We start from the raw sequence: 25,980 nt of genomic DNA on the forward strand, positions 1-25,980 counted from the left end.
CCGTCGTACCGGGCGGGAGGGGGGCGGCGCTCCAGCGCCTCGCGCAGTCCGAGACCCGGCTCCAGGCCCGGCTCGTGAAGGCCGCCGGCAAGGCGGAGAGCGGCGCGCTCGCGCAGGTCCTCGCCTCGATGGCCGCCGCGGTCGCCCAGCAGCGGGCGGCGCTCGGATGACCACGACGTCGCCCGAGGCCGCGGACCCGGCCACCGACGCGCTCCAGACCACGCTGGCCGCCGAGCACGCCGCCGTCTTCGTCTACGGCGCCCTCGGCGCCCAGGCCTCCCGCTCCCGTCAGCCCGCCCTGTTCGGCCGCGTCACGGCGGCGTACCGCCTCCACCGGACCCGCCGCGACGAGCTCCTCGCCCTGGTCGAGGCCGCCGGCGCCGACCCGGTCGCCGCCGAGCCCGGCTACGTCCTGCCGCCCGACCTCGGCACCGCCCGCGCCATCAACGCCCGTGCCCTGAAGCTCGAGCAGGACGCCGCGAGCGCCTACGCCTTCCTCGTCGCCAGCAGCACCGGAACGACCCGGAGCTGGGCGGTCGAGGCGCTGCTCGACGCAGCGGTGCGAGGGATGGGCTTCGGCGGCAGGCCCGAGCAGTTTCCCGGACTCTGACTCAGGCAACGCCCTCGCCGAGCTCCTCCGCGCCGGGGACGACCGGGCGGCGCGGAATGGCCGAAAAACGCCAGTGGTTCGCGGCCTCCTGCCTCCGGGGAACTCCCGAGACGTCCCCCGAAGACGGGGCCGCGAACCACTGGTGACCGGGGACAACGGTCATCATGGGTGACGGGAGAGGTGGGGCTCACCGATCACCTGTGCACAATCATGCAACAGAACGCCCTCACGGTCTGCAGATCACGATCCTCATAAATGTGCACTGCACAAACCTGCAGTTCGCGCTCCGGGCCGCGGCCGGCCGGCAGCGGCCCGGCTCAGCGCCAGGGGGCGATGAGGTCGGGGATCTCGGAGAGGCGGTGGGCGACCGCGTCGGGGTCGCCCTCGGTGTGGCCGACCTGCTCGGCCGGGATGTCGCTGTGCGGGACGTGGATCGCCCGCAGGCCGGCGTTCTGGGCGCCCCAGACGTCGTCGAAGAGGCGGTCGCCGACGTAGACGCAGGCAGCCGGGTCGCTGACGCCGACGGCCTCCATCGCGGCGCCGAACGCGCGCGGGGAGGGCTTCGTCCAGGGGATCTCGCTGGTGTAGACGTCGCCGTCGATCAGCTCGAGGACGCCGTCACGCTCGAAGAAGCCGCGATGCCAGGCGCGCGGCCAGATCGTGTTGGAGAGAACCCCGACCTTGATGCCCTCGGCGCGCAGCCAGGAGAAGAGGGGCGCCACCTCGGGGTCGGTGAGCGTGTGCGGCTCCCAGAAGCCGTAGTAGGCCTCCAGCAGGTCGGGGTCGTGGTCGAGGCCGGCCTCGGTGAACAGGTCCGCGATCGTCGCGCTCTGCTGGTGGTCACGGCTGCGACCCCACACGACGCTGCCCGCGGAGTGCAGGCGCGCGGCGTGGGCGTGGTGGTCGTCGCTGGTGTCGGGCGTGGCCAGCACCGCCTGCGCCAGCGCCAGCGACTCCGCGTGGAAGTCGATGTCGTGCCATGCGGTGAGCGTGCCGCCCCAGTCGAAGATGACCGCCTCGACCGGTTTCGAGGCTCGCTGCGCTCGCACCTCAACCACCGCGTTCTCAGAGACCGACGATGGTGCGGATCGCGTCGGCCGCGCCGGTGAGCGCGAGCTCCTGCTTCTCGCCGGTACGCCGGTCCTTGACCTCGATCACGCCGTCGGCCACGCCGCGGCCGACCGTGACGATCGTCGGCACGCCCAGCAGCTCGGCGTCCTTGAACTTCACGCCGGGGCTGATCTTGCCGGCGCGGTCGTCGTAGATCACGTCGACACCTGCGGAGAGGAGCTCGGCGACGAGTGCCTCGGCGGCGTCGAAGACGGCCTGGTCCTTGCCGGCGGCGACGACGTGGACGTCGGCGGGCGCGATCTCGCGCGGCCAGCACAGGCCGATCTCGTCGAGCGTGTCCTCCGCGATCGCGGCGACCGCACGGGAGACGCCGACGCCGTAGGAGCCCATCGTGACGGTCACGAGCTTGCCGTTCTCGTCGAGCACCTTGAGGTCGAGCGCCTCGGCGTACTTGCGGCCGAGCTGGAAGACGTGGCCCATCTCGATGCCACGCGCCGACTCGAGGGTGCCGTCGTCACAGTTCGGGCAGGCGTCGCCGTCGCGGACCTCGGCGGCCTCGATCGTGCCGTCGCCGGTGAAGTCGCGACCCGCGACCAGGTCGATCACGTGGCGGCCGGCCTCGTCGGCGCCGGTCACCCACCGGGTGCCCTCGGCGACGCGGGGGTCGAGCAGGTAGCGGATGCCGCTCGCGCCCTCCTCCCCCAGCGCAGCGGGGCCGATGTAGCCCTTGACGAGGGCGGGGTGCCGGGCGAACTCGGCCTCGCCCATCGCCTCGACCTCGATCGGCTCAAGCTGGCCCTCGAGCCGCTTCTGGTCGACCTCGCGGTCGCCGGGCAGGCCGATGGCGAGGGGCTCACGGGTGCCGTCGGGGTGCTTGAGCACGACCACGACGTTCTTGAGCGTGTCGCCGGCGGCCCACGGCCGGTCCTCGCGGGGGAAGGCCGCGTTGAGGTGGTCGACCAGGGTCTCGATCGTCGGGGTGTCGGGGGTGTCCTCGGCGTGCGCGGCGGGGACGCCGTCGTACGACACGGGCGCGGGCGCGCGCACCTCGACGGCCTCGACGTTGGCGGCGTAGTCGCACTTCGTGCAGCGGACGTAGGTGTCCTCGCCGACCGCGGCGTTCGCGAGGAACTCCTCCGACTTCGAGCCGCCCATCGCGCCGGCGGTGGCCTTGACGATGACGTAGTCGAAGCCGAGCCGGTCGAAGATCCGGACGTAGGCGTCACGGTGGGCCTGGTACGACGCCTCGAGGCCCGCGTCGTCGATGTCGAAGGAGTAGGAGTCCTTCATGATGAACTCGCGCCCGCGCAACAGGCCGGCGCGCGGCCGTGCCTCGTCGCGGTACTTCGTCTGCACCTGGTAGAGGCTCAGCGGAAGGTCCTTGTAGGACGAGTACATGTCCTTCACCAGGAGCGTGAACATCTCCTCGTGGGTGGGTCCGAGCAGGTAGTCGGCGTCCTTGCGGTCCTTGAGGCGGAAGATGCCGTCGCCGTACTCGGTCCAGCGGTTGGTCGCCTCGTAGGGCTCGCGGGGCAGCAGCGCGGGGAAGCTGACCTCCTGGGCGCCGATCGCGTCCATTTCCTCGCGGATGACGCGCTCCACCTTGGCCAGCACCTTCAGGCCCAGCGGCAGCCAGGTGTAGATGCCCGGCGCGGCGCGGCGGATGTAGCCGGCCCGCACGAGCAGCCGGTGGCTCGGGACCTCCGCGTCCGAGGGGTCCTCGCGCAGGGTTCGAACGAAAAGGGTCGACATCCGCATCAGCACGTGCGAAGCCTACGGCCGTCGTACGACGGGCCGCGAACCAGTAACGCAAAGCCTCGATCAGGCGGTCCGGGCAGCCTTGAGCATCCCGCGGATCATCGGCGCCTGCAGCGGCACGCGGGCCGCGGTGAGCACCTTGAACGCGGTGTTGTCGCTGCGTTGCGCGTCCGCGGCCATCTTCACGTTGCCGGGCAGCACGCCGGCGAGCAGCGCGACGCTGGCGTAGGCCGCGGCCTTGCGGGTCCGCGGGTGCAGCATGCCGGCGGCGCACGCCAGCTCGGCGACGCCGCTCCAGGTCACCCACGGCCGCGGGCCGCCGGGCAGCTGCTCGGGGATCAGCGGCTCGAAGACCTCGGGCTTGACGAGGTGGACGACGCCGCTGACGACGAAGGCACCGGTGACCGCCTTGGCGGTGAAGGGAACGGGCATGGCCCCACTCTGCCAGCCGGCACTCAGCCGAGGTCGAGCGCGTTGCGCAGGCCCAGCTTGTAGAGCAGCTTGTCGGCGGCCTTGAGCGCGGTGAACTCCGGCGGGTCGTAGAGCTTGTAGGTCTTGACCCGGGCCGCGGTGGAGCGCGACTCGTCGAGGATCGCGTTGACGGCGTGGCGGGCCGACTCGTTGGCGCCCTCCATCGTGGCGAGGTCGATGTCGGTCTGCACGAAGTCGCCGCTCATCAGCAGGTTCGGGATCCTGGTGCGCGCGGTCGGCCGGCTCCCCCACGAGTCGACGGTGTTGACGAGCAGCGGGGTCTCGTTGGTGTTGCGGCCGGCAGCGGCGTCCCACTGGACGCCCGGGTCGAGGAACCACGAGTGGACGATGCCGTCGGGCATCAGGTCGCCGACCGTGTGGTGGTCCTTGATCTGCGCGAGCACCTCGGCGGCGATCTCCTCGCGCGTGCACTCCTTGGCGGTCTTGCCGTGGAGGATGCCCGGGGCGTCCCAGTTGGAGATGTCGACCGACAAGATGTCGACGACCTCGCCGTCGCCGTAGTCGCGCGGGATGGTGCGGTCCGCCCAGAACTGGCCCTGGGTGAGCGCGGTCAGCGACCAGGGCGAGTCGATGAAGGTGATGTGCCCCTTGGTGATGTCGACGTGGTCGCGCAGGAAGAACTGGATGCCCACCATCCAGTCCGTCCTGAGCGCGGACAGGCCCTTCAGGCCGGGGTCGAGGGCGAGGACGTCGGGCGTGAGCGTCGGGACGGCCTTCTCGACCGGCATCGCGCTGACGAACCAGTCGGCCTCGACGCGGCTCGTCGTACCGTTCACGTCGGCGAGGACGGCGCCCGTGATCCGGCCGGCCGACGTCTCGTAGCGGACCAGGCGCTGCCCGCTCACGAAGCGGACGCCGCGGCCCCGCAGGTAGGTCATCCACGGGTCGATCCAGGCCTCGTTGGTCGGCAGGTCGAGAACGCGGTCGAGGGCGCCGTCGTTGCCGCGGCCCATGATGTTGTAGACGAAGGCCTCGCCCATGTTGCCGATCGTCCGGGTGCTGGCGATGGTCTCCTTGGCGGCGACCAGGTTGCGGGTCAGGCCGGCGGCGAGGATCTTCCGGTACGGCTCGGAGCGCTTGCCGGCACCGACGAAGTCCCACCAGCTGACCTTCTCCCACTGCCCCAGCCGGCGCTCGTCGCAGCTGGTGAGGAAGACGAGCAGCCGCTCGACGAAGTAGACGAGCTCGTGGGGCGGCACCGCGTGGCCGCCGAGGTTGTCGAGCAGGAAGCGGCGCAGGCCGTCGACCGTGAGGATCTGGACCGGGTCGGGACCGATGCCGAAGACGAAGGCGTCGGCGTGGTCGCCACCGCGCAGGAACTTGCCGCCCGTGGCCGCGACCAGGTTGTCACCGACCGTCCCGGAGCCGAACGGGATCCGGCGCATCGTGTCCGGGACGTGGTGGTAGAAGCCCGGGAAGAAGCGGAAGCCGTGCTCGCCGGGGAGGTCTGCCCGGCCTCCGGTGCCGGTGCCGCCGAACGGGATGCTCCGCGCCTTGCCACCCCACGCCGACGGCTCGAAGACGGTCACCGAGAAGCCACGCTCCACGAGCTCGTGGGCCGCGGTCAGGCCGGCCATGCCGCCTCCGAGGACCACCGCCTCCTTGCCGGGCGTCGCCGCGAAGGCGGGCGCGAGGCCGGTCGCGGTCAGTGCGGCGCCGGCGCCCACTGCCGCCGATGAGCTGAGCAGGGTACGGCGGTCGAGGCGGTGCGTCATCGTGTCTCCCCATGAGAAGCGACGGAATCAACCGACACTGGTGTCGGTAACTGTCGGAGCCGAGTATTGTGATCGCCACCACAGCGGTCAAGACCCCGTCGTGGACGAGCCGACACCCGTGTGGGTTGGCAACGAGAGGAGAGCCCGTGGCCACCACGACGGACACCGTCCGCCGGCGGCTCAGCGCGCCCGCCCGCCGCCAGCGGATCGAGGCGGCCGCCGTCGAGGTCTTCGCCGACCGCGGCTACGACGCCACCTCGGTCGGCGAGGTCGCCACCGCCGCCGGGGTGACCCGCACCGTGCTCTACGACCACTTCCGCTCGAAGCGCGAGCTCTACCTGCAGGTCCTCGACAGCCAGAACTCCGCCATGCTCGCCGAGGTGGGCGCCGGCATCACCGGCGCGGGCGCGGGTGACGACCGGCTGCGGGCCACGGTGACGGCGTACCTCTCCTTCGCGCGGCAGCGCCCCGCCGCCCGGCGGCTGCTGGTCGACCCGATCCCGACCGGGGACGCCGAGCTCGACCAGGTCCTGTCGGCGTACCGCACGGCGCGCACGCAGGCGGTCGCCGCCATGCTCGCCCCCGACCTCGCCCGGTCGGGCGTCGTGGCGGGCTCCACCGCCGCGGCCGTGGTGGTCGAGCTGTTGATCACCGGCGTCGACGGCGTCGCCCGGTGGTGGCAGGACCACCCCGGCGCGAGCCTCGACGAGGTCACCGACATCGCCTCCCGGTTGCTCTGGAACGGCCTGCCCCGCCTGGGTCGTTGACGACGAGGGCCGGCAGCCTCAGAACATCACGGTCGCGAAGCGGGTCGTCTCGACGAACCCGACCCGCTCGTAGACCTTGCGCGCGGCGACATTCCAGTCGTTGACGTAGAGCGAGACCGTCGGGGAGATCCGCGCCCGCACCTGGTGCACGACCGCGGCCATCCCGGCCGATGCCAGACCCTCGCCGCGGCGGTGCGGCGGCACCCAGACCCCCTGGATCTGGGCGGCGTTCTCGGTCGCGCACGCCACCTCGGCCTTGAAGACCAGCTCGTCGCCGTCGTAGCGGACGAAGGACCAGCCGCGGCCGATCAGCTGCGCGACCCGCGCCCGGTAGAGGTCGCCTCCCCCGCCGGCCTCGGGCGAGACCCCGACCTCCTCGGTGTACATCGCGACGCACGCGGGATAGAGCGTGGAGATGTCGCCCTGCACGCCGGCGCGCACCCCGTGGTCGGGCTGGACGACGGGCGGGCCGTCGAGGACGAGGTGTCGCTGGTCCCACCGCACGTCGCGCGGCTGCCCCCACTGGGGAGCGACCTCGTCCCAGAACGGGCGGACCGCGGACTGCGGTCCCACGATCGTCGAGGCGCTACGGCGACGCGAGAGCGCCCGCTCGGCGAAGACCACGGCGTCCTCTGCGCTGGCCTGGACCGGCACCAGGTTCGCGGCGACGTGACAGGCGGCCACCAGGCGCCCGCCGTCGAAGCGGCCCCACATCTCGCCGCCGAGCCAGCGCGGCTCGAGGTTGGTGGTGTGGGCGCGGTGCAGCGCGAACACGTTGACCACCGGGTCCTGGTTCGCCAGGTCCACGAAGGCGGGGACGTCGGCCGCCGCGAGGACGCGCACGCCGTGCCGGGTGGTCAACACGCTCGGAGCCTATCGGGAAGGAGGACGGGACACGGACCGGTCGCCGGGGCCACACTGGGGACCTCCCGAATGAGGTGACGCCCATGCCCGCACGGCACGTGACCGACGGCGGTCTGGAGACCGACCTGATCTTCCTGCGCGGGATCGACCTCCCCGCGTTCGCGTCCTTCCCGCTGCTCGACAGTGAGGACGGGAGGGCGGTGCTGCGCGACTACTACCTCGCGTACGCCGACATCGCGGCCCGGGCCGGCGCTCCCCTGCTGCTGGAGACGCCCACCTGGCGGGCCAACGCGGACCACGCCGCCGCCCTCGGGTACGACGCCGCGGCCCTCGACCGCGTCAACCGGCAAGCCGTCGAGGTCCTCGCCGGGATCGCCGCCGAGCGGGCGGACGACCTCGTGGGCTGGGAGGTCGGCGGCATGCTCGGTCCTCGCGGCGACGGCTACGCGAGCGCGGGGCCGGTCGACCCGGACGCCGCGGCGGAGTACCACCACCCGCAGCTGGCCTCCTTCGCCGCCGCCGGGGTCTCCCGGGCGACCGTGCTGACCCTGACCGAGGTCGGCGAGGCGATCGGCGTCAGCCGGGCGGCCGCCGACGTGGGCCTGCGGGCCGGGATCGGGTTCACGGTCGAGACCGACGGGCGCCTGCCCGACGGGACGTCGCTCGCGGACGCGGTGCGCGCGGTCGACGAGGCCGCGCCGCCGGCGTACTTCCTGATCAACTGCGCGCACCCGAGCCACGTCCTTCAGGACTTCGGGGACGGCGCCTGGCGCGAACGGATCGGCGGGCTGCGGGTGAACGCGTCCACGATGAGCCACGCCGAGCTGGACGAGTCCGAGACCCTCGACGACGGCGACCCGGCGCAGCTCGCGGCCGACCAGGCACCGATCGTCGACGCGCTGCCGAACCTGGAGGTGCTGGGCGGTTGCTGCGGCACCGATGCGCGGCACGTGGCCGCGATGTGGGGCCTCAGCAGTTGAGGCTCAGCTGACGGAGACGGAGGGCTCCGCGCCCTCGACCGGCTCCATCGACTCGGCGAGCTTCAACGCCTCCTCGATCAGCGTCTCCACGATCTCGGCCTCGGGGACGGTCTTGATCACCTCGCCCTTGACGAAGATCTGGCCCTTGCCGTTGCCGGACGCGACACCGAGGTCGGCCTCGCGCGCCTCGCCGGGACCGTTGACGACGCAGCCCATGACCGCGACGCGGAGCGGGACCTCGAGTCCGTCGAGACCCGCGGTGACCCGCTCGGCGAGCGTGTAGACGTCGACCTGGGCGCGGCCGCAGGACGGGCAGGAGACGATCTCGAGCTTGCGCGGGCGGAGGTTGAGCGACTGCAGGATCTGGATGCCGACCTTGACCTCCTCGACCGGCGGGGCCGAGAGCGAGACGCGGATGGTGTCGCCGATGCCCTTCGAGAGCAGGGCGCCGAAGGCGGTGGCCGACTTGATGGTGCCCTGGAACGCCGGGCCGGCCTCGGTCACGCCGAGGTGCAGCGGCCAGTCACCCTGCTCGGCGAGCAGCTCGTAGGCGCGGACCATCACGACCGGGTCGTTGTGCTTGACCGAGATCTTGAAGTCGCGGAAGCCGTGCTCCTCGAACAGGCTGGCCTCCCACACGGCCGACTCGACGAGCGCCTCGGGCGTCGCCTTGCCGTACTTCTCGAGCAGCCGCTTGTCGAGCGACCCGGCGTTGACGCCGATCCGGATCGACGTGCCGTGGTCCTGGGCCGCCCGGGCGATCTCCTTGACCTGGTCGTCGAACTTCTTGATGTTGCCCGGGTTGACCCGGACGGCGGCGCAGCCGGCCTCGATCGCCGCGAAGACGTACTTCGGCTGGAAGTGGATGTCGGCGATCACCGGGATCTGGCTGTGCTGCGCGATCTCGGGCAGCGCGTCGGCGTCGTCCTGGCTCGGGCAGGCCACCCGGACGATGTCGCAGCCGGCGGCGGTCAGCTCGGCGATCTGCTGGAGCGTGGTGTTGACGTCGGAGGTCAGCGTCGTGGTCATCGACTGCACCGAGATCGGGTGGTCGCTGCCGACGCCGACCTTGCCGACCTGGATCTGGCGGGTCGTGCGACGGGGAGCGAGCACCGGCGGTGGGGCGGCCGGCATGCCCAGGCTGATCGACGTCATGACGTCCAGCCTACTTTCCGGGCGGGTGGGATCAGGATTCGAGGTGCACGGGTACGACGAGGTCGCCGACGATGAGCACGACGCCCATCACCAGCAGGGCCCCGGCGACGACGTAGGCCACCGGGAGCAGCTTCGCCGCGTCGACGTAGCCGGGGTCGGGACGGCGGCGCAGCCGGGCCAGCCCGCGACGCAGTGCCTCCCACAGCGCACTCGCGATGTGCCCGCCGTCGAGCGGCAGCAGCGGCACGAAGTTGAACATGCCGATGAAGAAGTTGAAGCCCGCGACCAGCATCAGGAGGGAGACGAACTTGTCGCTCACGCTGATCTCGTCGTGCGAGGCGACCTCGCCCGCGAGCCGGCCGCCGCCGACGAGGCTGACCGGACCCATCGGGTCGCGCTCCTTGACCCCGACGATGGCCTGTGCGACGCCCCAGACCTTGGCCGGCAGCGTGGTGAGCGACTTGGCGACGTCGACGGTCATCTGGCCCATCTGCTCGATGGTGTAGCCGACGCCCCCGGTGGTCGGGTGCTGGCGCGGGCTGACGCCGAGGAAGCCGACCTCCTTCTTCTCGTCGTTGCCGATGTCGCGCAGGTCGACAACCGTGGCCGTCTCGATGGTCCGCTCGCGGCCTCCGCGCTCGACGACGATGCTCGCGCGCCGGTTGCCGTTGGCGCGGACCAGCTTCTGGACCTGGTCCCAGTCGGTGACGGCGGTGCCGTTGAAGGAGACGATCCGGTCGCCCGCCTTGATCCCGGCGGAGTACGCCGGGGTCGGCTTCTCGGCGACCTCCTCGCGGGTGCAGACCCGGCCGTTCTCCTCGGGGGGCAGGATGCAGCCCTGCACCTCCTGGATCGTGGTCTCGACCGTCGCGTCGCCCGCGTTGCCGTAGGTCGCGAAGACCCCGGCGAAGATCAGGAAGGCGATCGCGATGTTGACCGACGGGCCGCCGGCCATCACGACGACCTTCTTCCACCACGGCAGCTTGTAGAAGAGCCGATCGGTGTCCTCGGGCTTGACGTGCTCCCACTCCGCGGCGCGCGCGTCCGAGATCAGCTGCGTGAACATGCCGGTGTTGGACTTGCGGACCTTCACGACCTGGTTCCCGTCGGCGTCGACCTCGACGGTGTCGGCCACCTCGGTCGCGGCCGGGGGCAGCATCCCGACGATCTTGACGTAGCCGCCGAGCGGGACGGCCTTGATGCCGTACTCGGTCTCGCCGATCTGCTTGCTCCACACCGTCGGCCCGAAGCCGATGAAGTACTGCGTCACCTTCCCGCCGAACTTCTTCGCCGGGATCATGTGGCCGAGCTCGTGCAGGCCGATCGACGCGAGGATCGCGACGGCAAAGATCACGACGCCGAGGAGGTACAGCAGAGCGGTCATGGGGTGCGGGTCGTGCTTCCTCGGTCGGCGATGGTGCGGGCGGCAGCCTCACGGGCCCACGCGTCAGCGGCGAGGACGTCGTCGAGCGAGATCTGCTGGTTCGAGGGTACGTCGTGGGCGGCTAGTACGTCCCCGACTACGTCGACGATCCCGGTGAACGCCAGGCCACCGGTGCGGAAGGCGTCGACGGCGACCTCGTTGGCGGCGTTGTAGACCGCGGGGGCGGTGGCGCCACGCTCCCCCGCCGCCCGGGCCAGGGCGACCGCGGGGAAGGCCTCGTCGTCCAGTGGGAGGAACTGCCAGGTCTCCGGCTGCGTCCAGTCCACCGCCGGCGCCGCGTCGGGGACCCGGTCCGGCCAGTCCAGACCGAGCGCGATCGGGATCAGCATCGTCGGCGGGCTGGCCTGCAGCAGCGTCGAACCGTCGACGAACTCGACCATGGAGTGCACCACGCTGGTCGGGTGCACCACGACCTCGATGCGGTCGTAGGGGATGCCGAAGAGCAGGTGCGCCTCGATCACCTCCAGGCCCTTGTTGACCAGGGTCGCCGAGTTGATCGTGATCACCGGGCCCATGTCCCACGTGGGGTGGTTGCCCGCCTGCTCCGGGGTGACGTCGGCCAGCTCCGCGCGGGTGCGGCCACGGAAGGGGCCGCCGCTGGCGGTGAGGACGAGGCGTCGTACCTCCGCCGGGGAGCCGCCGCGCAGGCACTGCGCCAGGGCGCTGTGCTCGGAGTCGACCGGCACGATCTGCCCGGGCGCGGCCCGCTCCAGGACCAGCGGGCCGCCCATGACGAGCGACTCCTTGTTGGCCAGCGCGAGCGTGTTGCCCGCGTCGAGGGCCGCGAGGGTCGGCCGGAGACCGACCGCACCGGTGATGCCGTTGAGGACGACGTCGCAGTCCTGCCCCGCCGCGTCGGTGCTGGCGTCCTCACCCAGGCCGTGGAAACGGGGCGCGAACTCCGCCACCTGCTGCTCGAAGAGGTCCGGGTTGCCGCCCCCGGCGGTGAGCCCCACCACCCGGAACCGGTCGGGGTTGGCGCGGACCAGGTCGAGCGCCTGCGTGCCGATCGAACCCGTGGATCCGAGGATGATGACGTCCTTCACAGTGCGCATCCTCTCAACACCACGGGACCACGTCGCGTCGAGGCACGGGACGTGACGTGACGTGCATCATCCCGGGAGGTCGAGGAGCGCCGTGAGCGAGGCACGAGCTCGCGACGCGCGTCTCGAGACACGGCGAAATCCCACGCGAGGGCCCGTCGACACCCCATCCTTGCTGCGTGTCGCTCCCCCTCGCCCGGTTGGAGGCCACGGGGCGGAGACTCGGGACCGCCTGTGCCGCTGCCGTCCTGCTCGTGCTCGCCCTCGTCCTCGGTGTCGGCGGCACGCCTCCGGGCGCGTCCGACGACTCCGACGCGCCGGCTGCCGTCCTCGCCTCCTCGCCGCGGGACCGGGCCGAGGTGTCGGCACGACGCTGCACCGGCAGGGTCGCGCTGACCTTCGACGACGGGCCCGCGGTGGGCACGACGTTGCGCCTGGTCCGGATCCTGCGGCGCGAGAAGGTCACGGCGACCTTCTTCGTCGTCGGCCAGCACGTGCGCGCACACCCCGAGCTGGTCCGCGCGATCGAGCGCAGCGGGCTGCTGATCGGCAACCACAGCTGGGCGCACGAGCAGCTCACCGCGCGCTCCGACCGCGAGATCCGCGACAGCATCCGGGGCACCGACCGGGTCCTGCGCCGGGCCGGTGTGCACCCCACCCACCTTCTCCGCCCGCCGTACGGCGCCATGAACGACCGCGTCCGTGCCGACATCGTCCGCCTCGGCTACCGCCCGGTGCTGTGGACCATCGACTCGCGCGACTGGGCGAACGGCACCGCACCCCAGATCGCCGGCCGGATCCTCCGCGCGTTGCACCCCGGCAACAACATCGTGCTGCAGCACGACGGCGTGACCCGCTCGCCGATCTCGGTCGACGCGGTCACCCGGGTCATCCGCACCGCGCGGCGGCGCGGCTACTGCTTCACCGGGCTCGACGAGCGCGGCCTGCCGGGCTTCCCGTCGCCGCTGGCCTCGGTGTCGGTCCGGCAGGGCGCCGAGGGCGGATTCGCGGTCGCCACCGTCCGGCTCGACCGGATGGCCGGGCGTCGTACCGCGGTGACGCTCTCGGTCCGCTCGGGCAGCGCGACGGTCGGCACCGACCTGGCTGACGTCCGCACCCGTGTGGTGATCCCGGCCGGACGGCTCACGGCCAGCGTGCGGATCCCGATCCTCGCCGACGGGCTCGCCGAGCCGGTCGAGCGGGCGGCCGTCGACATCAGCGCCCCCAGCGGCGTGCGGATCGGCCGCGGCACGGCGTCGTTGGTGATCGGTGCGGTGATGGCTGCCCGGACGGGGCGCTGGTCGCCGGTGCGTCCGCTGCCGTCACCGGCCGGCCGCTGAGCTCCTACGGCGTGCCGGTCAGCTCGTCGGCCGCCGCATAGGCGTCGGTCTCGCCGGCCACGACGGCCGCGGCCAGGGTGTCGAGGCGGTCGCCCTCCCCGACGGCGCCCCAGCGCCGGCGCAGCGCGGTGAGGGCGAGGGTCTCGATCTCGTTGCGCGCCCGTCGTACGCGGCGGCGGTGGAGCTCGCCGCTCTCGCGCAGCCACGTGCCGTGCTCCTCGAGGGCGTCGACGACGTCGGCGACGCCCTCGCCCTTCGAGGCGACGGTCTTGAGAACCGGCGGGCGCCAGGATCCCTCGCGGCGCTCGGCGAGGCCGAGCATCGACCGCAGGTCGCGTCGTACCTTGTCGGCGCCCTCGCGGTCGGACTTGTTGACGACGTAGAGGTCGCCGATCTCGAGGATGCCGGCCTTCGCCGCCTGGATCCCGTCGCCCATGCCGGGCGCGAGCAGGACCATCGTCGAGTCGGCCTGGCCGGCGACCTCGACCTCGCTCTGGCCGACGCCGACGGTCTCGACGAGCACGTAGTCGAAGCCGGCCGCGTCGAGCACCCGCAGTGCCTGCGGGGTGGTCCAGGCCAGGCCGCCGAGGTGACCGCGGGCGGCCATCGAGCGGATGAAGACACCGGGGTCGAGGACGTGGTCGCCCATCCGGATCCGGTCGCCCAGCAGAGCCCCGCCGGAGAACGGCGAGGAGGGGTCGACCGCGAGGACGGCGACCCGGTGGCCGCGCCGGCGCAGCTCGCCGATGAGGGCGTTGGTCGACGTCGACTTGCCCACGCCGGGCGACCCGGTGATGCCGACGATGCGCGCGCGGCCGGTGTGGGGAGCGAGCGCCCGCATCAGCTCCGGCAGCAGCGGCGACTCGTCCTCGACCTGCGAGACCAGCCGGCCCACCGACCGCGGGTCGCCCTCGCGCGCCTTCTCGACCAAGGCAGGAACGGCCGCCGCGGTGATCCCGCGACGGCCGCCCTGGATGCTGCTTGCGTCAGGCAACGCTGTCCGCTCAGTCGATCAGCTGGCCGGTACCCGGAGGACCAGCGCGTCGCCCTGGCCGCCACCGCCGCAGAGGGCAGCGGCACCGAGGCCGCCGCCGCGGCGCTTGAGCTCGAGGGCGAGGTGCAGCGTGATCCGCGCACCGGAGGCACCCAGCGGGTGGCCGATGGCGATGGCTCCACCGTTGACGTTGACCTTGTCCTCGTCGATGCCGAGGGCGCGGGCCGACTCGATGCCGACAGCGGCGAACGCCTCGTTGAACTCGACCAGGTCGAGGTCGGCGGCGGTCAGGCCGGCCTTGTCCAGCGCCTTCTTGGTGGCGTTGGCGGGCTGCAGCTGGAGGGTGGAGTCCGGACCGGCGACCTGGCCGTGGCTCACGATCTCGGCGAGGATCGGCAGGCCGAGCTCCTCCGCCTTCTTCTTCGAGGTGACGACGACAGCGGCCGCACCGTCGGAGATCTGCGAGGACGAGGCGGCGGTGATGGTGCCGTCCTTGGAGAACGCCGGGCGCAGGGCCGCGAGCGACTCGGCGGTGGTGTCGCCACGGACACCCTCGTCCTTGCTGACGACGACCGGGTCGCCCTTGCGCTGCGGGATCGACACCGGGACGATCTCGTCGTCGAAGACACCGTTCTTCTGGGCGGCGGCGGCGAGCTGGTGCGAGCGGGCCGCGACGGCGTCCTGCTCCTCACGGGTCAGCGGCGTCTCGCGGCAGGCGTTGGTCGACTCGGTCAGGTTGCCCATGCCCTGCTGGGTGGCCTGGTCGAAGAGCGCGTCGTAGGCGAGCGAGTCGACGAGGGTCGTGTCGCCGTACTTGAAGCCCTCACGGGACTTCGGCAGCAGGTGCGGCGCCTGGGTCATCGACTCGGTGCCACCGGCGACCACGATCTCGGCCTCGCCGGCGCGGATCATCTGGTCGGCCTGCGCGATGGCGTTGATGCCCGACAGGCACACCTTGTTGATGGTGATCGAGGGGACGTTGGCCGGGAGGCCCGCGGCCAGACCGGCGGTCCGGGCGGGGTTCTGGCCGGCACCGGCCTGGAGGACCTGGCCCACGATGAGGTAGTCGACCTGGTCGCCGGAGACACCGGCCTTCTCCAGCGCGCCCTTGATGGCGACGCCCGCGAGGTCGGCAGCCGAAAGGGTCTTGAGGGCGCCGAGGTGGCGACCGATCGGCGTACGAGCGCCGGCGACGATGACGCTGGGGTTGTCGGACATGTTTCCTCCGTGCAGACGTGTGGTCGGAACATTTGGACTCTACTCGCGGGTATCCGGAGCGGGCGAGGGGTCCATCGTGCGGTCGGTGAGGCACTCGTCACACCCCTCGAACGGAGGCGCAACGGCACAATGGCGCGCATGAGCATCACTGACGGCGTACCCACGCACCTGTTCACCGCCATCGACCACGTCGGCATCGCGGTGCCCGACCTGGACGAGGCGATCGCGTTCTACCGCGACAACTTCGGCATGCACGTGGCGCACGAGGAGACCAACGAGGAGCAGGGCGTCCGGGAGGCGATGGTCGCGGTCGGCGACACCGACTCGAAGATCCAGCTGCTCGCCCCGCTCAACGCGGACTCGACCATCGCGAAGTTCATCGACCGCAGCGGCCCGGGCCTCCAGCAGCTCGCCTACCGGGTGACCGACCTCGACCAGGTCTCCGCCATCCTGCGCGAGCGCGGCCTGCGCCTGCTCTACCCCGAGGCCCGCCGCGGTACGGCGAACAGCCGGATCAACTTCGTCCACCCGAAGGACGCCGGCGGCGTCCTCGTCGAGCTCGTCGAGCCGGCCGCCGACGGCGGTCACTGATCCCCTGACCGGTCAGGCCCAGCGGAACCCGAGCTCGTCGCCGGGACGCAGCTGGGCCAGCCGGTCGGTGTCGGCGTCGACCACCACCGCGACCACGGGATAGCCGCCCGTCACGGGGTGGTCGGGGCCGAACACCACCGGCCGCCCATCCGGGGGCACCTGGACGGCGCCGCGCAGCGCGCCCTCGCTGGGCAGCTCGCCGCGGTGCGGCGTCGCCGTGAGCGGGTCCCCGTCGAGACGGAGGCCGACCCGGTCGCTCGCGGCCCCCACCCGCCACACCTGCCCGACCAGCCGGTCGACGTCGCGGACCCAGCCGTCGCGCGGGCCGCGCACCACGCGCACGACCGCCCGTCCGTCGTACGACGCCGGGGGGACGGCGTCGACCAGCACCTCCGTCGCCGCGTCCCTGCCGACCGGCAGCCGCGCGCCCGGCGCCAGCGCGGTCGGTCCGAGCCGCGCGAGGGTGTCGTGGGAGCGCGAGCCCAGCACGCCGGGGACGTCGAGGCCGCCGCGGACGGCGAGGTAGGACCGCAGCCCGCTCGCCGGCGTGCCGAGCCGCAGCCGCTGGCCGGGCCGCAGGGTCAGCACCGCGCCCGGCGGCTCGGGCCGGCCGTCGACCTCGAGCGGCGTCGGGGCCCCGGTCACGCAGACCGTGATGTGCTCCCCGGCCTCGACCTCGAGCCCGCCCAGCACGACCTCGACCACCGCGGCGCCGGGAGCGTTGCCGACGAGCCGGTTGCCGAGCGCGTACGCCGCCCGGTCGGCCGCGCCACTGACGCCGACCCCGATCGCGGCGTACCCCGGCCGCCCGGCGTCCTGCACCAGGCACGGCCCGCCGTCGACGGCGGTGACGATCACGCTCATGCCTCGACGAACCGGACGGTGGTGCCCGCCGCCAGCAGCGCGGGCGGATCACGCTCGAGGTCCCACAGGGCGACGTCGGTGTGCCCGATCAGCTGCCAGCCACCGGGCGAGGCGCGCGGGTAGACCCCGCTGAACTCCCCCGCCAGGCCCACCGCGCCCGCGGGCACCGTCGTCCGCGGCTGCTCCCGACGCGGCACCTGCAGCCGTGGATCACCGCCGACGAGGTAGGCGAAGCCCGGCGCGAACCCGCCGAAGGCGACCTGCCACGACCTCCCCGTGTGTGCGTCGACCACCTCGGCCTCGGTCAGGCCGGTGCGGTCCGCCACCTCGGCGAGGTCGGGGCCGTCGTACACGACCGGGATGACGACCTCTGCCTGCGGTGGTCCTTGGTCAAGAGCACGGGAATCGGCCGAGTTCAGGTGCTCCTGGCCCGGGACGACCGCCCTGAGACGGTCGAGGGAGACCCCCGGGCGGGCCACGAGGAGGACCGTGCGGGCCCCCGGGACGACGTCGGCGACGAGGGCGGCGACGCGCGAGTCCGCCAGCAGTGCGCCCGCCGCGGCCACCACCGCGGCGGTGTCCGCGAGCTCGAGGAGGAGCCCGCGGTCGCCGTACGGGAGGACGTTCATCCGGCCGCGAACGAGGTGACCGCGAAGCCGGCGTGGTCGAGGGCGGCCCGCACTGCGGCCGCCAGCTCGGGCGCACCGGGCGAGTCCCCGTGCACGCACACCGACCGGACGCCCGACTCCGCCAACCGGACCGCCTGCGCGGCGGCGACGGCCGGATCGGTCAGCAGCGCGCCGGGCTGCGAGCGCGGGACCAGTCCCCCGTCGGGCAGGTAGCCGCGGTCCGCGAAGCCCTCGCCCACCGCCTCGAGCCCGGCCGCCTCGACGGCGGCGAGGAAGGCCGAGCCCGCGAGACCGAGAACGGGCAGTCCGCCGAAGGCACGCACGGCGGCGATGACGGCGTCCGCCTGGCCGGGGTGCTGCGACACGGCGTGGTAGAGCGCACCGTGCGGCTTGAGGTAGGCCACCCGCGCCCCGGCGGCGCGGGCGATCCCGTCGAGCGCACCGAGCTGGTAGAGCACGTCGGCCTCGAGCTCGGCGGGCGGTACGTCGACGTACCGGCGCCCGAAGCCGGCGAGGTCGCGGTAGCCCACCTGGGCGCCGACGGTCACGCCGAGCTCCGCCGCTCGTGCACAGGTACGACGCAGGGTCAGCGGGTCGCCCGCGTGGAACCCGCAGGCGACGTTCGCGCTGGTCAGGTGCGGCAGGAGGGCGTCGTCGTCGCCGAGCTGCCACCGGCCGAAGGACTCCCCGACATCGGCGTTGAGATCCACGCCACCCACCCGGGTGTCGGGCGTGGACCAGCGACCCGAATGCAACGTCACGGGCCTATGGTGACCTATCGAGCCCTCGGACCAGGGCTCAGTGCGCGCCGCCGAGCCCAGGACGGTGCAGTCGCCGTGAATGAGACGCCGGTCACGAAGCCACCCACGAGGTGGTTACTCGTGGGTAATCTTCCCCGCGGCCGTATTGCCACCCCCGCATGCCCTCCGAGCATGTTCCAGAAAGCATTCCTAGGGAGACGACGACCGTGCAGCACATCCTCGACGCCATCCAGGCCGAAGCCTCCGCAGAGGACTTCGCCAACCTCGAGCTTCCCCAGTCCTACCGGGCCGTGACGGTCCACAAGGACGAGGTCGACATGTTCGAGGGCATCGACTCGCGTGACAAGGACCCCCGCAAGTCCCTGCACGTCGACGAGGTCCCGATGCCCGAGCTGGGCCCCGGCGAGGCGATCGTCGCCGTGATGGCCTCGGCCATCAACTACAACACCGTGTGGACCTCGATCTTCGAGCCCGTCTCCACCTTCGGCTTCCTCGAGCGCTACGGCCGCGAGTCCGAGCTCGCCAAGCGCCACGACCTGCCCTACCACATCGTCGGCTCCGACCTGTCCGGCGTCGTGCTGGCCGTCGGCCCGGGCGTGACCCGCTGGAAGGCCGGCGACCGCGTCGTCGCCCACTGCCTCTCCGTCGAGCTCGAGGCCCCCGACGGCCACAACGACACCATGCTCGACACCTCCCAGCGCATCTGGGGCTTCGAGACCAACTTCGGCGGCCTCGCCGACGTCGCCATGGTCAAGGCCAACCAGCTCATGCCCAAGCCCGAGCACCTCACCTGGGAGGAGGCCGCCTCCCCCGGCCTGGTCAACTGCACCGCCTACCGCCAGCTCGTCTCCTCCAACGGCGGCAACATGAAGCAGGGCGACAACGTCCTCATCTGGGGCGCCTCCGGCGGCCTCGGCGGCTTCGCCACCCAGTACGCCCTCAACGGCGGCGCCAACCCCATCTGCGTGGTCTCCAACGAGGAGAAGGCCCAGATCGTGCGCAACATGGGCGCCGAGATGGTCATCAACCGCTCCGAGCTCGCCCCCAGGTTCTGGAACGAGGAGGGCACCCAGCAAAACCCCAAGGAGTGGCAGCGCTTCGGCAAGGCCATCCGCGAGCTCACCGGCGGCGAGGACATCGACATCGTCTTCGAACACCCCGGCCGCGAGACCTTCGGCGCCTCGGTCTACGTCACCCGCAAGGGCGGCACCATCACCACCTGCGCCTCGACCACCGGCTACATGCACGAGTACGACAACCGCTACCTGTGGATGAACCTCAAGAAGATCATCTCCAGCCACTTCGCCAACTACCGCGAGTCGTGGGAGGCCAACCGCCTCATCGCCCAGGGCAAGATCCACCCCACCCTGTCGCGCACCTACAAGCTCGAGGACACCGGCCAGGCCGCCCTCGACGTCCACCACAACTTGCACCAGGGCAAGGTCGGCGTCCTGTGCCTGGCCCCCGAAGAGGGCCTCGGCGTCAAGAACGACGAGATGCGCGCCCAGCACCTCGACAAGATCAACCTCTTCCGCGGCATCTGATCAGCACCTGATCCACCGCACCAGCACGGGCGGGCCGGCGCACACGCGCCGGCCCGTCCGTCTTTTCGCCGGCGCACGGCGCGGGTCCGTCCGCCACGGCGGGGCGGACTGTGAAAGCTCAGGTCCATCGGGGATCATGGAGGCGATTCCCCCATCCCCCATGCACGCACCGAGCCAGGGAGGCTCATCCCCATGAGCGACCAGGGTCTGTCCATCTTCGACGACGAGCCCACCCCCAACGAGGAGTCCGCCCCCGTGACGACCAAGTCCACCGACGAGGAGCCGACGCAGGTCATCCCGGCGGTGAAGACCGCCGAGACGCCGACCGTCCGCGCGCAGGCCACCCCCCGGCCCGCCGCGCAGCCCCCCGCGGCCGCGCCCCGTGCGGCGTCCCCGGCACCGGCAACGTCTCCGCGTCCCGCGGGTGCGTCGTCCGCGACCGCGCGTCCAGTGGGCTTCAGCGCCCCGTCCGGCGGGCTGCCGATCGTCCGCAAGGGCGGCTACGACCGCGACGCCGTCGACGCCCAGATCCGCCAGCTCTCCGGCGAGAAGGCGACGCTGGGCGCCAGCCTCAACGAGTCCGAGCAGCGCGTCATCGAGCTCGAGAAGGAGCTCGCCAAGGTCCGCGCGGAGCTGTCGGAGTCCGACAACCCGTCGTACGCCGGGCTGGGCGGTCGCGCGAGCGCGATGCTCCGGCTGGCCGAGGAGGAGGCGGGCGAGATCCGCACGACCGCCGAGGCCGACGCCGCCGAGATCCGCGACCAGGCCACCCGCGACGCCAAGGCGATCCGCGCCGAGGCCGCGCGCGAGGCCGACGACATGCGTGCCGTCCAGCTCCGCGAGCTGGAGGAGAACCGGACTCGCCTGCTGACCGACGCCGAGCAGGAGCGCGCCCTCGCCAGGAGCGAGGCCGAGGACCTGCGCGCCTCGGCCCGCCGCGAGGCCGACCAGCTGCGGCTCGCCGCCCAGCAGGAGGTCTCCGAGCAGCGCAGCCAGGCCCAGCGCGAGATCGAGCAGGCGCGCACCGCCGTCGACCGCGAGGTCCAGGAGGCCCGTCGGGCCCTCGCCGTGGAGAAGGAGCGCCTCGCCCGCGAGGCCACCGACCACCACGCCAGCGCCGTCGCCGAGACCCGTCGCCTCGTCGAGGAGTCCGAGCAGCGCGCGAACGCCGCCGAGGAGCGGGCCGCCGAGGCCAGCAAGCAGGCGACGCAGAACCGTGCCGCCGCCCAGTCCGAGTCCGAGGCCCTGCTCGGTCGAGCCCGTCGCGAGGCCGAGCAGATCATCGCGTCCGCGCGGGTCCAGGCCGAGGCCCTGGCCGCGGCCGGCGACTCCGAGCTGCAGCGCGAGATCAGCTCGCGCCGGGCCGAGCTCGACCGGCTCACCAAGCGCCGCGCCGCCATCACCGCCCAGCTCTCCTCGCTCGCCGACCTCGTCGCCGGCTTCGGCGAGGACGAGAGTTGAGCGCACCTGACGGAACCGTCGCGTCCCGGGCCGCCGCGGCCCCGGACGCGACGCCCGAGGAGCTGCACGACGGCGTCGACGAGCACGCCGGCATCGACCCGGCCGCGGCGGCCGCTCCCGCCGAGTCGCCGTACGGCGAGATGGGCCAGCCGTTCGACCGGCGCTCGCCCTTCTACTACGGCTTCGTCGGCGCGCTCGGCGCCCTGTCGGCGTTCTGGCTGTTCAAGGCCGTCGCCGGCATCGGCTCGGTGCTGCTGCTGGTCGTCGTCTCGTTCTTCCTCGCCGCCGGCCTGAACCCGTCGGTCGAGTTCCTCGAGCGCCGCGGCCTGCGGCGCTCGTTCGCGGTGACGCTCGTGATCGTGCTCGCGCTCGGCACCGTCGCGCTGTTCCTGGTCGCGATCGTCCCGGTCATCACCGACCAGGTGCAGGCGATCACCAAGAGCGCCCCCGGCTGGCTGGACGAGCTGCAGAAGAACAAGCGGATCCAGGACCTCAACGACGAGTACGACATCATCGACAAGCTGAAGGCGAAGATCACCGACGAGAGCTTCGTGTCGGCGCTCTTCGGCGGCGCGCTGGGCTTCGGCCTCAAGCTCGTCTCGGCGCTGTTCAACCTGTTCGTGATCGTCGTCCTGACGCTCTACTTCCTCGCCTCGCTCAAGACCACGACCGGCGCGATCTACAACCTGGCCCCGGCCTCGCGCCGCGACCGGGTCGCCCGGCTCGGCGACAAGGTGATCGCCAACATCGGCGGCTACGTCTCGGGCGCCTTCCTGGTCGCCATGGCGGCGGGCATCTCGTCGCTGGTCTTCCTGTCGTTCACGCCGATCGGGAAGTACGCCGTCGCGCTGGCCTTCGTGGTCGCCGTGCTCGACGTGATCCCGATGATCGGCGCCACGCTCGGCGCGGTGATCGTCTGCGCGATCGCGTTCGCCACCGACGTCAAGACGGGGGTCATCTGCGTGATCTTCTACGTCGTCTACCAGCAGGTCGAGAACTACCTCATCTACCCGCGGGTGATGAGCAAGTCCGTCGACCTGCCCGGTGCGGTCATCGTGATCGCCGCCCTGGTCGGCACCGCCCTGCTCGGCGTGGTCGGTGCACTGCTGGCCATCCCGGCGGCCGCCGCGGTGCTGCTGGTCATCCGTGAGGTCGTCGTGAAGCGGCAGGACACGCGCTAGCCCGACGGCGTCCCTGCTCCTGCAAAGCGACAAGGGAACCGCATGTGCTTCTCGGCAGAGATGGACCTGGCCGCCGGCCTGCTGGTCACCGGGATCGGCATCGACACCCTGCGTCAGGCGCGCGCCCGCGAGCAGCTGGCGATCGCCGCCGTGCCACTCGTGCTCGGCACCCACCTGCTGGTCGAGACGCCGGTGTGGTGGAGCCTCGAGGGACACCTCTCCCCCGCGGTGGGCGACCTCGCCTCCTGGGCCTACGTCGCGATCGCTCTCGTCGTCGTACCCGCGCTGGTCCCGTGGGCCTTCCTCCGGCTCGGCACGTCGGGACGCGCGGGCCTCGACCGGTTCTTCCTCGCGTGCGGCCTGGCCGCGGCGGCGGCCGGACTGTTCGCGATCGGCCTCGAGCCGGTGGGCCGTCGCATCGACGGCCACCACATCGCCTACCACCCCGGCGTCGCGTGGTCGGGCGTCGTGCTCGCGGCCTACGTCCTGGCGACCTGCGGACCGAGCCTCCTGGCCCGCAGCGCGGAGCTGCGCTGGTTCGGCGTCGGCAACCTCGCGGTCGTCGCGCTGCTCGCGTGGATCCAGCAGAACGCCGTGATCTCGCTGTGGTGCGTGTGGGCTGCGTCGACCAGCCTGCTGATCAACCTGGCCCTGCGCCGCACCCACGTCCCGGCTGTCGCGTCCCTCGTCGCACCCGACGGGCACACATGAGGTCTCAGACGAGCACCGGCTCCTCGCGGGTGACGCTGCGCTCCCCCAGCTTCACCCCGACGACGCCGAGGAGGATCAGCGCGCCTCCGGCGAACTGCACCGGACCCGGCAGCTGGCCCAGCAGGAGCCATGCCCACAGCACGGCGAGGACGACCTCGCTGAGCGCCACGAAGGACGCGAGCCGCGAGCCCAGCCGTCGGCTGGCGGCGATGCCGGTGCCGTAGGCGAGCGCGGCCGTGACCAGGCCGAGGGCGAGGATCGCGACCCACGGCGCGACCTCGAGGCCGGCGTACTCGACTCCGGTGGACGCGGTCCGCACCGGCATCAGGCCGAGGAGGCCGATCAGCCCGAGGAACAGGCCTCCGACGACGAGGCCGCCGGTCGCCAACGCCATCGGCGGCAGGCCGCTGCGGTCGTCGGCCGAGATGACGAAGTAGGCCGCCGCGCCGACCATGGCGCCGAGCGCCCAGGCAGCGCCCCGGACGTCGAAGTCGGCCCCCGAGAAGAGGTCGAGCACCAGCAGCAGCCCGAGCGCCGCCACGACGGCGCCCACGACCGTGAGCCGGCCGGGCCGCTGGCCGTGGGCGACCCACATCCAGACCACGACGGCAGCCGGCGCGGTGTACTCGATGAGCAGCGCCGGGCCGACCTCCATGGTCTGCACGGCCGAGAAGTAGCAGAACTGGGCGCCCGCGACCGCGAGGATGCCGTAGAGGACGACCGTGGGCAGCGCGCGTCCGAGCAGGGGCCAGCGACCGCGCATCGCGGCGAGGCCGAAGGGCAGGACCGCGAGCGCGCCGACGGCGATCCGGAGCAGGACGACCCCGCCGGCGCTCCAGCCGGCGTCCAGCAGCGGCCGTGCCAGCGCTCCGGACATGCCGAAGGTGGCGGCCGAGACGATCGCGAGCAGCAGGCCGGTTCCGGCGTCCCGGCCGGCCGCCACGGGCTTGTCACGAGTCAAGGTCGTCATGACTCATGACGGTACGCCGGGCTGCTGTAACCTGTCAAAGTGGTTTTCACCCATGACACCGCCGCGTCCCTCCAAGCTGCCGTCACCCTCGTCAACTCCGAACTGGAGCCGGTCGGGCTGAGGACGCCCGAGGAGCTCGACGACTTCTTCGCGGACTTCGGCTACACCGGCCGCCACGACGGCGACCAGGCCGAGGTCGACGAGGTACACGCCGTCGTACCCCAGCTGCGGGCAGTGCTCACGGCCCACCGCGACGAGGCCGTGCGGATCGTCAACGAGATGCTGCGGACCGCGCAGGCACTCCCCCAGCTCCAGCGCCACGACGGCCTGGACTGGCACCTGCACGCCATCGCGCCGGACCGCCCCCTGGCCGAGCGGATCGTGGTCGAGACCGCGATGGCGATGATCGACGTGATCCGCGCCGACGAGATGTCGCGGCTCGCGATCTGCGCCGACGAGACCTGCGAGGGCGTCGTGCTCGACCTGTCCCGCAACCGCTCGAAGCGCTTCTGCTCGGTGACCTGTGGCAACCGCAACGCGGTCGCGGCGTACCGTGCCCGGCAGGCGGAGGAGGCCGAGGAATCCGCAGGGTGACGTCCGTGTGACATCTGGCGCGAAGGTCTGGCCGAGCCCGACGGTGCCGGGGCAGGATTCGGCCCATGACTCGCATGCTCGGGATGCGACGACCTCCGCTGGCCGTCCTCGCCCTCACCCTGTTCACGTCCTTCCTCCTCGTGGCGCCACTGCGTCCGGCGCCTGCCTCGGCGGCCACACCGCTGACCGTGGCCCAGGCGATCGCGACCCAGGACTCGTCCGTCGCCACCGTGCGCGGGTACGTCGTCGGCCAGCCGACAGCGACCTCGACCGTCGTCACGAGCGGCTTCCCCAACGACTACGCCCTCGCCCTGGCCGACTCCCCCGGCACGACCGCGACCAGCCAGATGGTCTACGTACAGGTCCCGACCGCCTTCCGCTCGACCTTCGGGCTCCGGACCAACCCGTCCCTGATGGGCAAGCAGGTCGACGTGACCGGCACCCTGTCGGCGTACTTCTCCCACCCCGGGCTCAAGGACGGCACCTCCTTCGCCCTCGCCGGCACCAGCGGCGGCGGAGGCGGCGGCACCGATCCGTCGATCCCTCCCGGCTACTACGACGCAGCCACGGGCAGGACCGGCGCCGCGCTGGCGACCGCGCTGCACGGCATCATCGACGGCAACCAGACGCTGAGCTACACGCAGGTCTGGGAGGCACTCAAGGTCACCGACGCCGACCCGGCCAACGCCAACAACGTGATCGAGTTCTACTCCGGTCGCTCCATCGCGAAGTCGTCGAACGGCGGCAGTGTCGGCCAGTGGAACCGCGAGCACACCTGGCCGCAGAGCCACGGCGACTTCGGCACCACCGCCGGTCCGGGCACCGACCTGCACCACCTGCGGCCCGAGGACGTGACGATCAACTCCACCCGCGGCAACAAGGACTTCGACAACGGCGGCTCCGCGGTCACGAACTGCACCGACTGCTTCACCGACGCTGACTCCTTCGAGCCGCGCGACTCGGTCAAGGGCGACCTGGCCCGCGGCCTGATGTACATGGCGGTCCGCTACGAGGGCGGCGACGGCTTCGCCGACCTCGAGCTCAACAACACCACCAACGGCTCGACGCCCTACCTCGGCAAGATCTCGGTCCTGCTCGCGTGGAGCGCCGCCGACCCGGTGTCCACGGCCGAGCGGACGCGCAACAACCTCATCTACAACAGCTACCAGGGCAACCGGAACCCGTTCGTCGACCACCCGGAGTACGCCGAGGCCATTTGGTGA

Annotated in this window: 25 protein-coding genes; 11 read left to right on the forward strand and 14 right to left on the reverse strand. The window is 72.2% G+C overall.

Annotated elements, in window-relative coordinates; genetic code table 11:
- Positions 1–166: 166 nt before the first annotated feature.
- Positions 167–610, forward strand: coding sequence for a ferritin-like domain-containing protein (locus ASE20_RS25230; RefSeq protein ID WP_056892816.1), 444 nt, complete (start codon positions 167–169; stop codon positions 608–610).
- A 317-nt stretch (positions 611–927) separates the two neighbouring features.
- On the opposite strand, the gene ASE20_RS01855 is transcribed toward ASE20_RS25230, so the two are convergent.
- Genes ASE20_RS01855 through ASE20_RS01870 form a run of 4 tightly spaced genes read right to left on the reverse strand, consistent with a single transcriptional unit; the run spans position 928 to position 5,646 of the window.
- Positions 928–1,659, reverse strand: a complete 732-nt coding sequence (locus ASE20_RS01855; protein ID WP_082612102.1) for an HAD family hydrolase — start codon at positions 1,657–1,659, stop codon at positions 928–930.
- Between the two features lie 16 nt (positions 1,660–1,675).
- On the reverse strand, positions 1,676–3,445 hold the full coding sequence (locus ASE20_RS01860; protein WP_056892818.1) for a proline--tRNA ligase: 1,770 nt from the start codon (positions 3,443–3,445) through the stop codon (positions 1,676–1,678).
- 57 nt (positions 3,446–3,502) lie between these two features.
- Positions 3,503–3,871, reverse strand: a complete 369-nt coding sequence (locus ASE20_RS01865) for a DoxX family protein (protein ID WP_056892819.1) — start codon at positions 3,869–3,871, stop codon at positions 3,503–3,505.
- A 23-nt stretch (positions 3,872–3,894) separates the two neighbouring features.
- Complete coding sequence (locus tag ASE20_RS01870; RefSeq protein WP_056892820.1) at positions 3,895–5,646, reverse strand: FAD-dependent oxidoreductase; 1,752 nt, start codon at positions 5,644–5,646, stop codon at positions 3,895–3,897.
- Positions 5,647–5,792: 146 nt separating this feature from the next.
- On the opposite strand from ASE20_RS01870, the gene ASE20_RS01875 reads away from it, so the two are divergent.
- Positions 5,793–6,413, forward strand: a complete 621-nt coding sequence (locus ASE20_RS01875) for a TetR/AcrR family transcriptional regulator (RefSeq protein ID WP_056892821.1) — start codon at positions 5,793–5,795, stop codon at positions 6,411–6,413.
- A gap of 18 nt (positions 6,414–6,431) precedes the next feature.
- Here ASE20_RS01875 and ASE20_RS01880 read toward each other — a convergent pair whose 3' ends face one another.
- The gene (locus ASE20_RS01880) at positions 6,432–7,277 is read right to left on the reverse strand and encodes a GNAT family N-acetyltransferase (protein ID WP_082612058.1); all 846 of its coding nucleotides are present in this window, start codon (positions 7,275–7,277) and stop codon (positions 6,432–6,434) included.
- A gap of 83 nt (positions 7,278–7,360) precedes the next feature.
- On the opposite strand from ASE20_RS01880, the gene ASE20_RS01885 reads away from it, so the two are divergent.
- A complete protein-coding gene (locus ASE20_RS01885; protein WP_056892822.1) occupies positions 7,361–8,257 on the forward strand; it encodes a homocysteine S-methyltransferase family protein in 897 nt (298 codons plus the stop codon).
- 3 nt (positions 8,258–8,260) lie between these two features.
- Here the strand turns inward: ASE20_RS01885 and ispG are convergent, their stop codons facing one another.
- The 3 genes from ispG to ASE20_RS01900 are packed head-to-tail and all read right to left on the reverse strand — an operon-like array spanning position 8,261 to position 11,911.
- A complete protein-coding gene (ispG, locus tag ASE20_RS01890) occupies positions 8,261–9,412 on the reverse strand; it encodes a flavodoxin-dependent (E)-4-hydroxy-3-methylbut-2-enyl-diphosphate synthase (RefSeq protein ID WP_056892823.1) in 1,152 nt (383 codons plus the stop codon).
- Between the two features lie 31 nt (positions 9,413–9,443).
- On the reverse strand, positions 9,444–10,796 hold the full coding sequence (locus ASE20_RS01895) for a M50 family metallopeptidase (protein WP_056892824.1): 1,353 nt from the start codon (positions 10,794–10,796) through the stop codon (positions 9,444–9,446).
- Positions 10,793–11,911 carry a 1-deoxy-D-xylulose-5-phosphate reductoisomerase gene (locus tag ASE20_RS01900; RefSeq protein WP_056892825.1) on the reverse strand — a complete coding sequence of 373 codons (1,119 nt, stop codon included), beginning with the start codon at positions 11,909–11,911 and terminating at the stop codon, positions 10,793–10,795. Before ASE20_RS01900 ends, ASE20_RS01895 begins: the two co-directional genes overlap by 4 nt.
- A 167-nt stretch (positions 11,912–12,078) precedes the next feature.
- On the opposite strand from ASE20_RS01900, the gene ASE20_RS01905 reads away from it, so the two are divergent.
- Entirely contained in the window at positions 12,079–13,239 is a 1,161-nt protein-coding gene (locus tag ASE20_RS01905; RefSeq protein ID WP_157538373.1) for a polysaccharide deacetylase family protein, read from the forward strand.
- A 4-nt stretch (positions 13,240–13,243) separates the two neighbouring features.
- On the opposite strand, the gene meaB is transcribed toward ASE20_RS01905, so the two are convergent.
- Positions 13,244–14,233 (reverse strand): methylmalonyl Co-A mutase-associated GTPase MeaB, encoded by a 990-nt coding sequence (gene meaB / locus ASE20_RS01910; protein ID WP_412778588.1) that lies wholly within the window; start codon positions 14,231–14,233, stop codon positions 13,244–13,246.
- An 18-nt stretch (positions 14,234–14,251) separates the two neighbouring features.
- Positions 14,252–15,451 (reverse strand): acetyl-CoA C-acetyltransferase, encoded by a 1,200-nt coding sequence (locus tag ASE20_RS01915; protein WP_056892827.1) that lies wholly within the window; start codon positions 15,449–15,451, stop codon positions 14,252–14,254.
- Positions 15,452–15,580: 129 nt separating this feature from the next.
- Between ASE20_RS01915 and mce the strand changes: the two genes are divergently transcribed.
- A complete protein-coding gene (mce, locus tag ASE20_RS01920) occupies positions 15,581–16,042 on the forward strand; it encodes a methylmalonyl-CoA epimerase (protein ID WP_412778589.1) in 462 nt (153 codons plus the stop codon).
- Between the two features lie 12 nt (positions 16,043–16,054).
- Here the strand turns inward: mce and ASE20_RS01925 are convergent, their stop codons facing one another.
- From ASE20_RS01925 to ASE20_RS01935, 3 genes are read right to left on the reverse strand one after another with little or no spacing between them, the layout of a single operon-like run.
- Positions 16,055–16,906, reverse strand: coding sequence for a biotin-dependent carboxyltransferase family protein (locus ASE20_RS01925; RefSeq protein WP_082612060.1), 852 nt, complete (start codon positions 16,904–16,906; stop codon positions 16,055–16,057).
- The gene (locus ASE20_RS01930) at positions 16,903–17,535 is read right to left on the reverse strand and encodes a 5-oxoprolinase subunit B family protein (protein WP_056892829.1); all 633 of its coding nucleotides are present in this window, start codon (positions 17,533–17,535) and stop codon (positions 16,903–16,905) included. The genes ASE20_RS01925 and ASE20_RS01930 overlap by 4 nt, the downstream gene beginning before the upstream one ends.
- Positions 17,532–18,254, reverse strand: coding sequence for a LamB/YcsF family protein (locus ASE20_RS01935; RefSeq protein ID WP_056892830.1), 723 nt, complete (start codon positions 18,252–18,254; stop codon positions 17,532–17,534). Before ASE20_RS01935 ends, ASE20_RS01930 begins: the two co-directional genes overlap by 4 nt.
- Positions 18,255–18,502: 248 nt before the next feature.
- Between ASE20_RS01935 and ccrA the strand changes: the two genes are divergently transcribed.
- From ccrA to ASE20_RS01955, 4 genes are all read left to right on the forward strand, one after another.
- Positions 18,503–19,840, forward strand: coding sequence for a crotonyl-CoA carboxylase/reductase (ccrA, locus tag ASE20_RS01940; protein ID WP_200952677.1), 1,338 nt, complete (start codon positions 18,503–18,505; stop codon positions 19,838–19,840).
- A gap of 192 nt (positions 19,841–20,032) precedes the next feature.
- Complete coding sequence (locus tag ASE20_RS01945; protein WP_056892832.1) at positions 20,033–21,301, forward strand: hypothetical protein; 1,269 nt, start codon at positions 20,033–20,035, stop codon at positions 21,299–21,301.
- Complete coding sequence (locus ASE20_RS01950; RefSeq protein WP_225869004.1) at positions 21,298–22,482, forward strand: AI-2E family transporter; 1,185 nt, start codon at positions 21,298–21,300, stop codon at positions 22,480–22,482. Before ASE20_RS01945 ends, ASE20_RS01950 begins: the two co-directional genes overlap by 4 nt.
- Positions 22,483–22,524: 42 nt before the next feature.
- Positions 22,525–23,193, forward strand: a complete 669-nt coding sequence (locus ASE20_RS01955; protein ID WP_157538374.1) for a DUF6629 family protein — start codon at positions 22,525–22,527, stop codon at positions 23,191–23,193.
- A 4-nt stretch (positions 23,194–23,197) separates the two neighbouring features.
- On the opposite strand, the gene ASE20_RS01960 is transcribed toward ASE20_RS01955, so the two are convergent.
- Positions 23,198–24,163: an EamA family transporter gene (locus ASE20_RS01960; RefSeq protein WP_056892834.1), complete on the reverse strand. Its 966-nt coding sequence runs from the start codon at positions 24,161–24,163 to the stop codon at positions 23,198–23,200.
- A gap of 39 nt (positions 24,164–24,202) precedes the next feature.
- Between ASE20_RS01960 and ASE20_RS01965 the strand changes: the two genes are divergently transcribed.
- Positions 24,203–24,757, forward strand: a complete 555-nt coding sequence (locus tag ASE20_RS01965) for a CGNR zinc finger domain-containing protein (RefSeq protein ID WP_056892835.1) — start codon at positions 24,203–24,205, stop codon at positions 24,755–24,757.
- Positions 24,758–24,822: 65 nt separating this feature from the next.
- Positions 24,823–25,980, forward strand: coding sequence for an endonuclease (locus ASE20_RS01970; protein ID WP_200952678.1), 1,158 nt, complete (start codon positions 24,823–24,825; stop codon positions 25,978–25,980).

This window comes from Nocardioides sp. Root240 (genome assembly GCF_001428825.1).
GTDB lineage: Bacteria > Actinomycetota > Actinomycetes > Propionibacteriales > Nocardioidaceae > Nocardioides.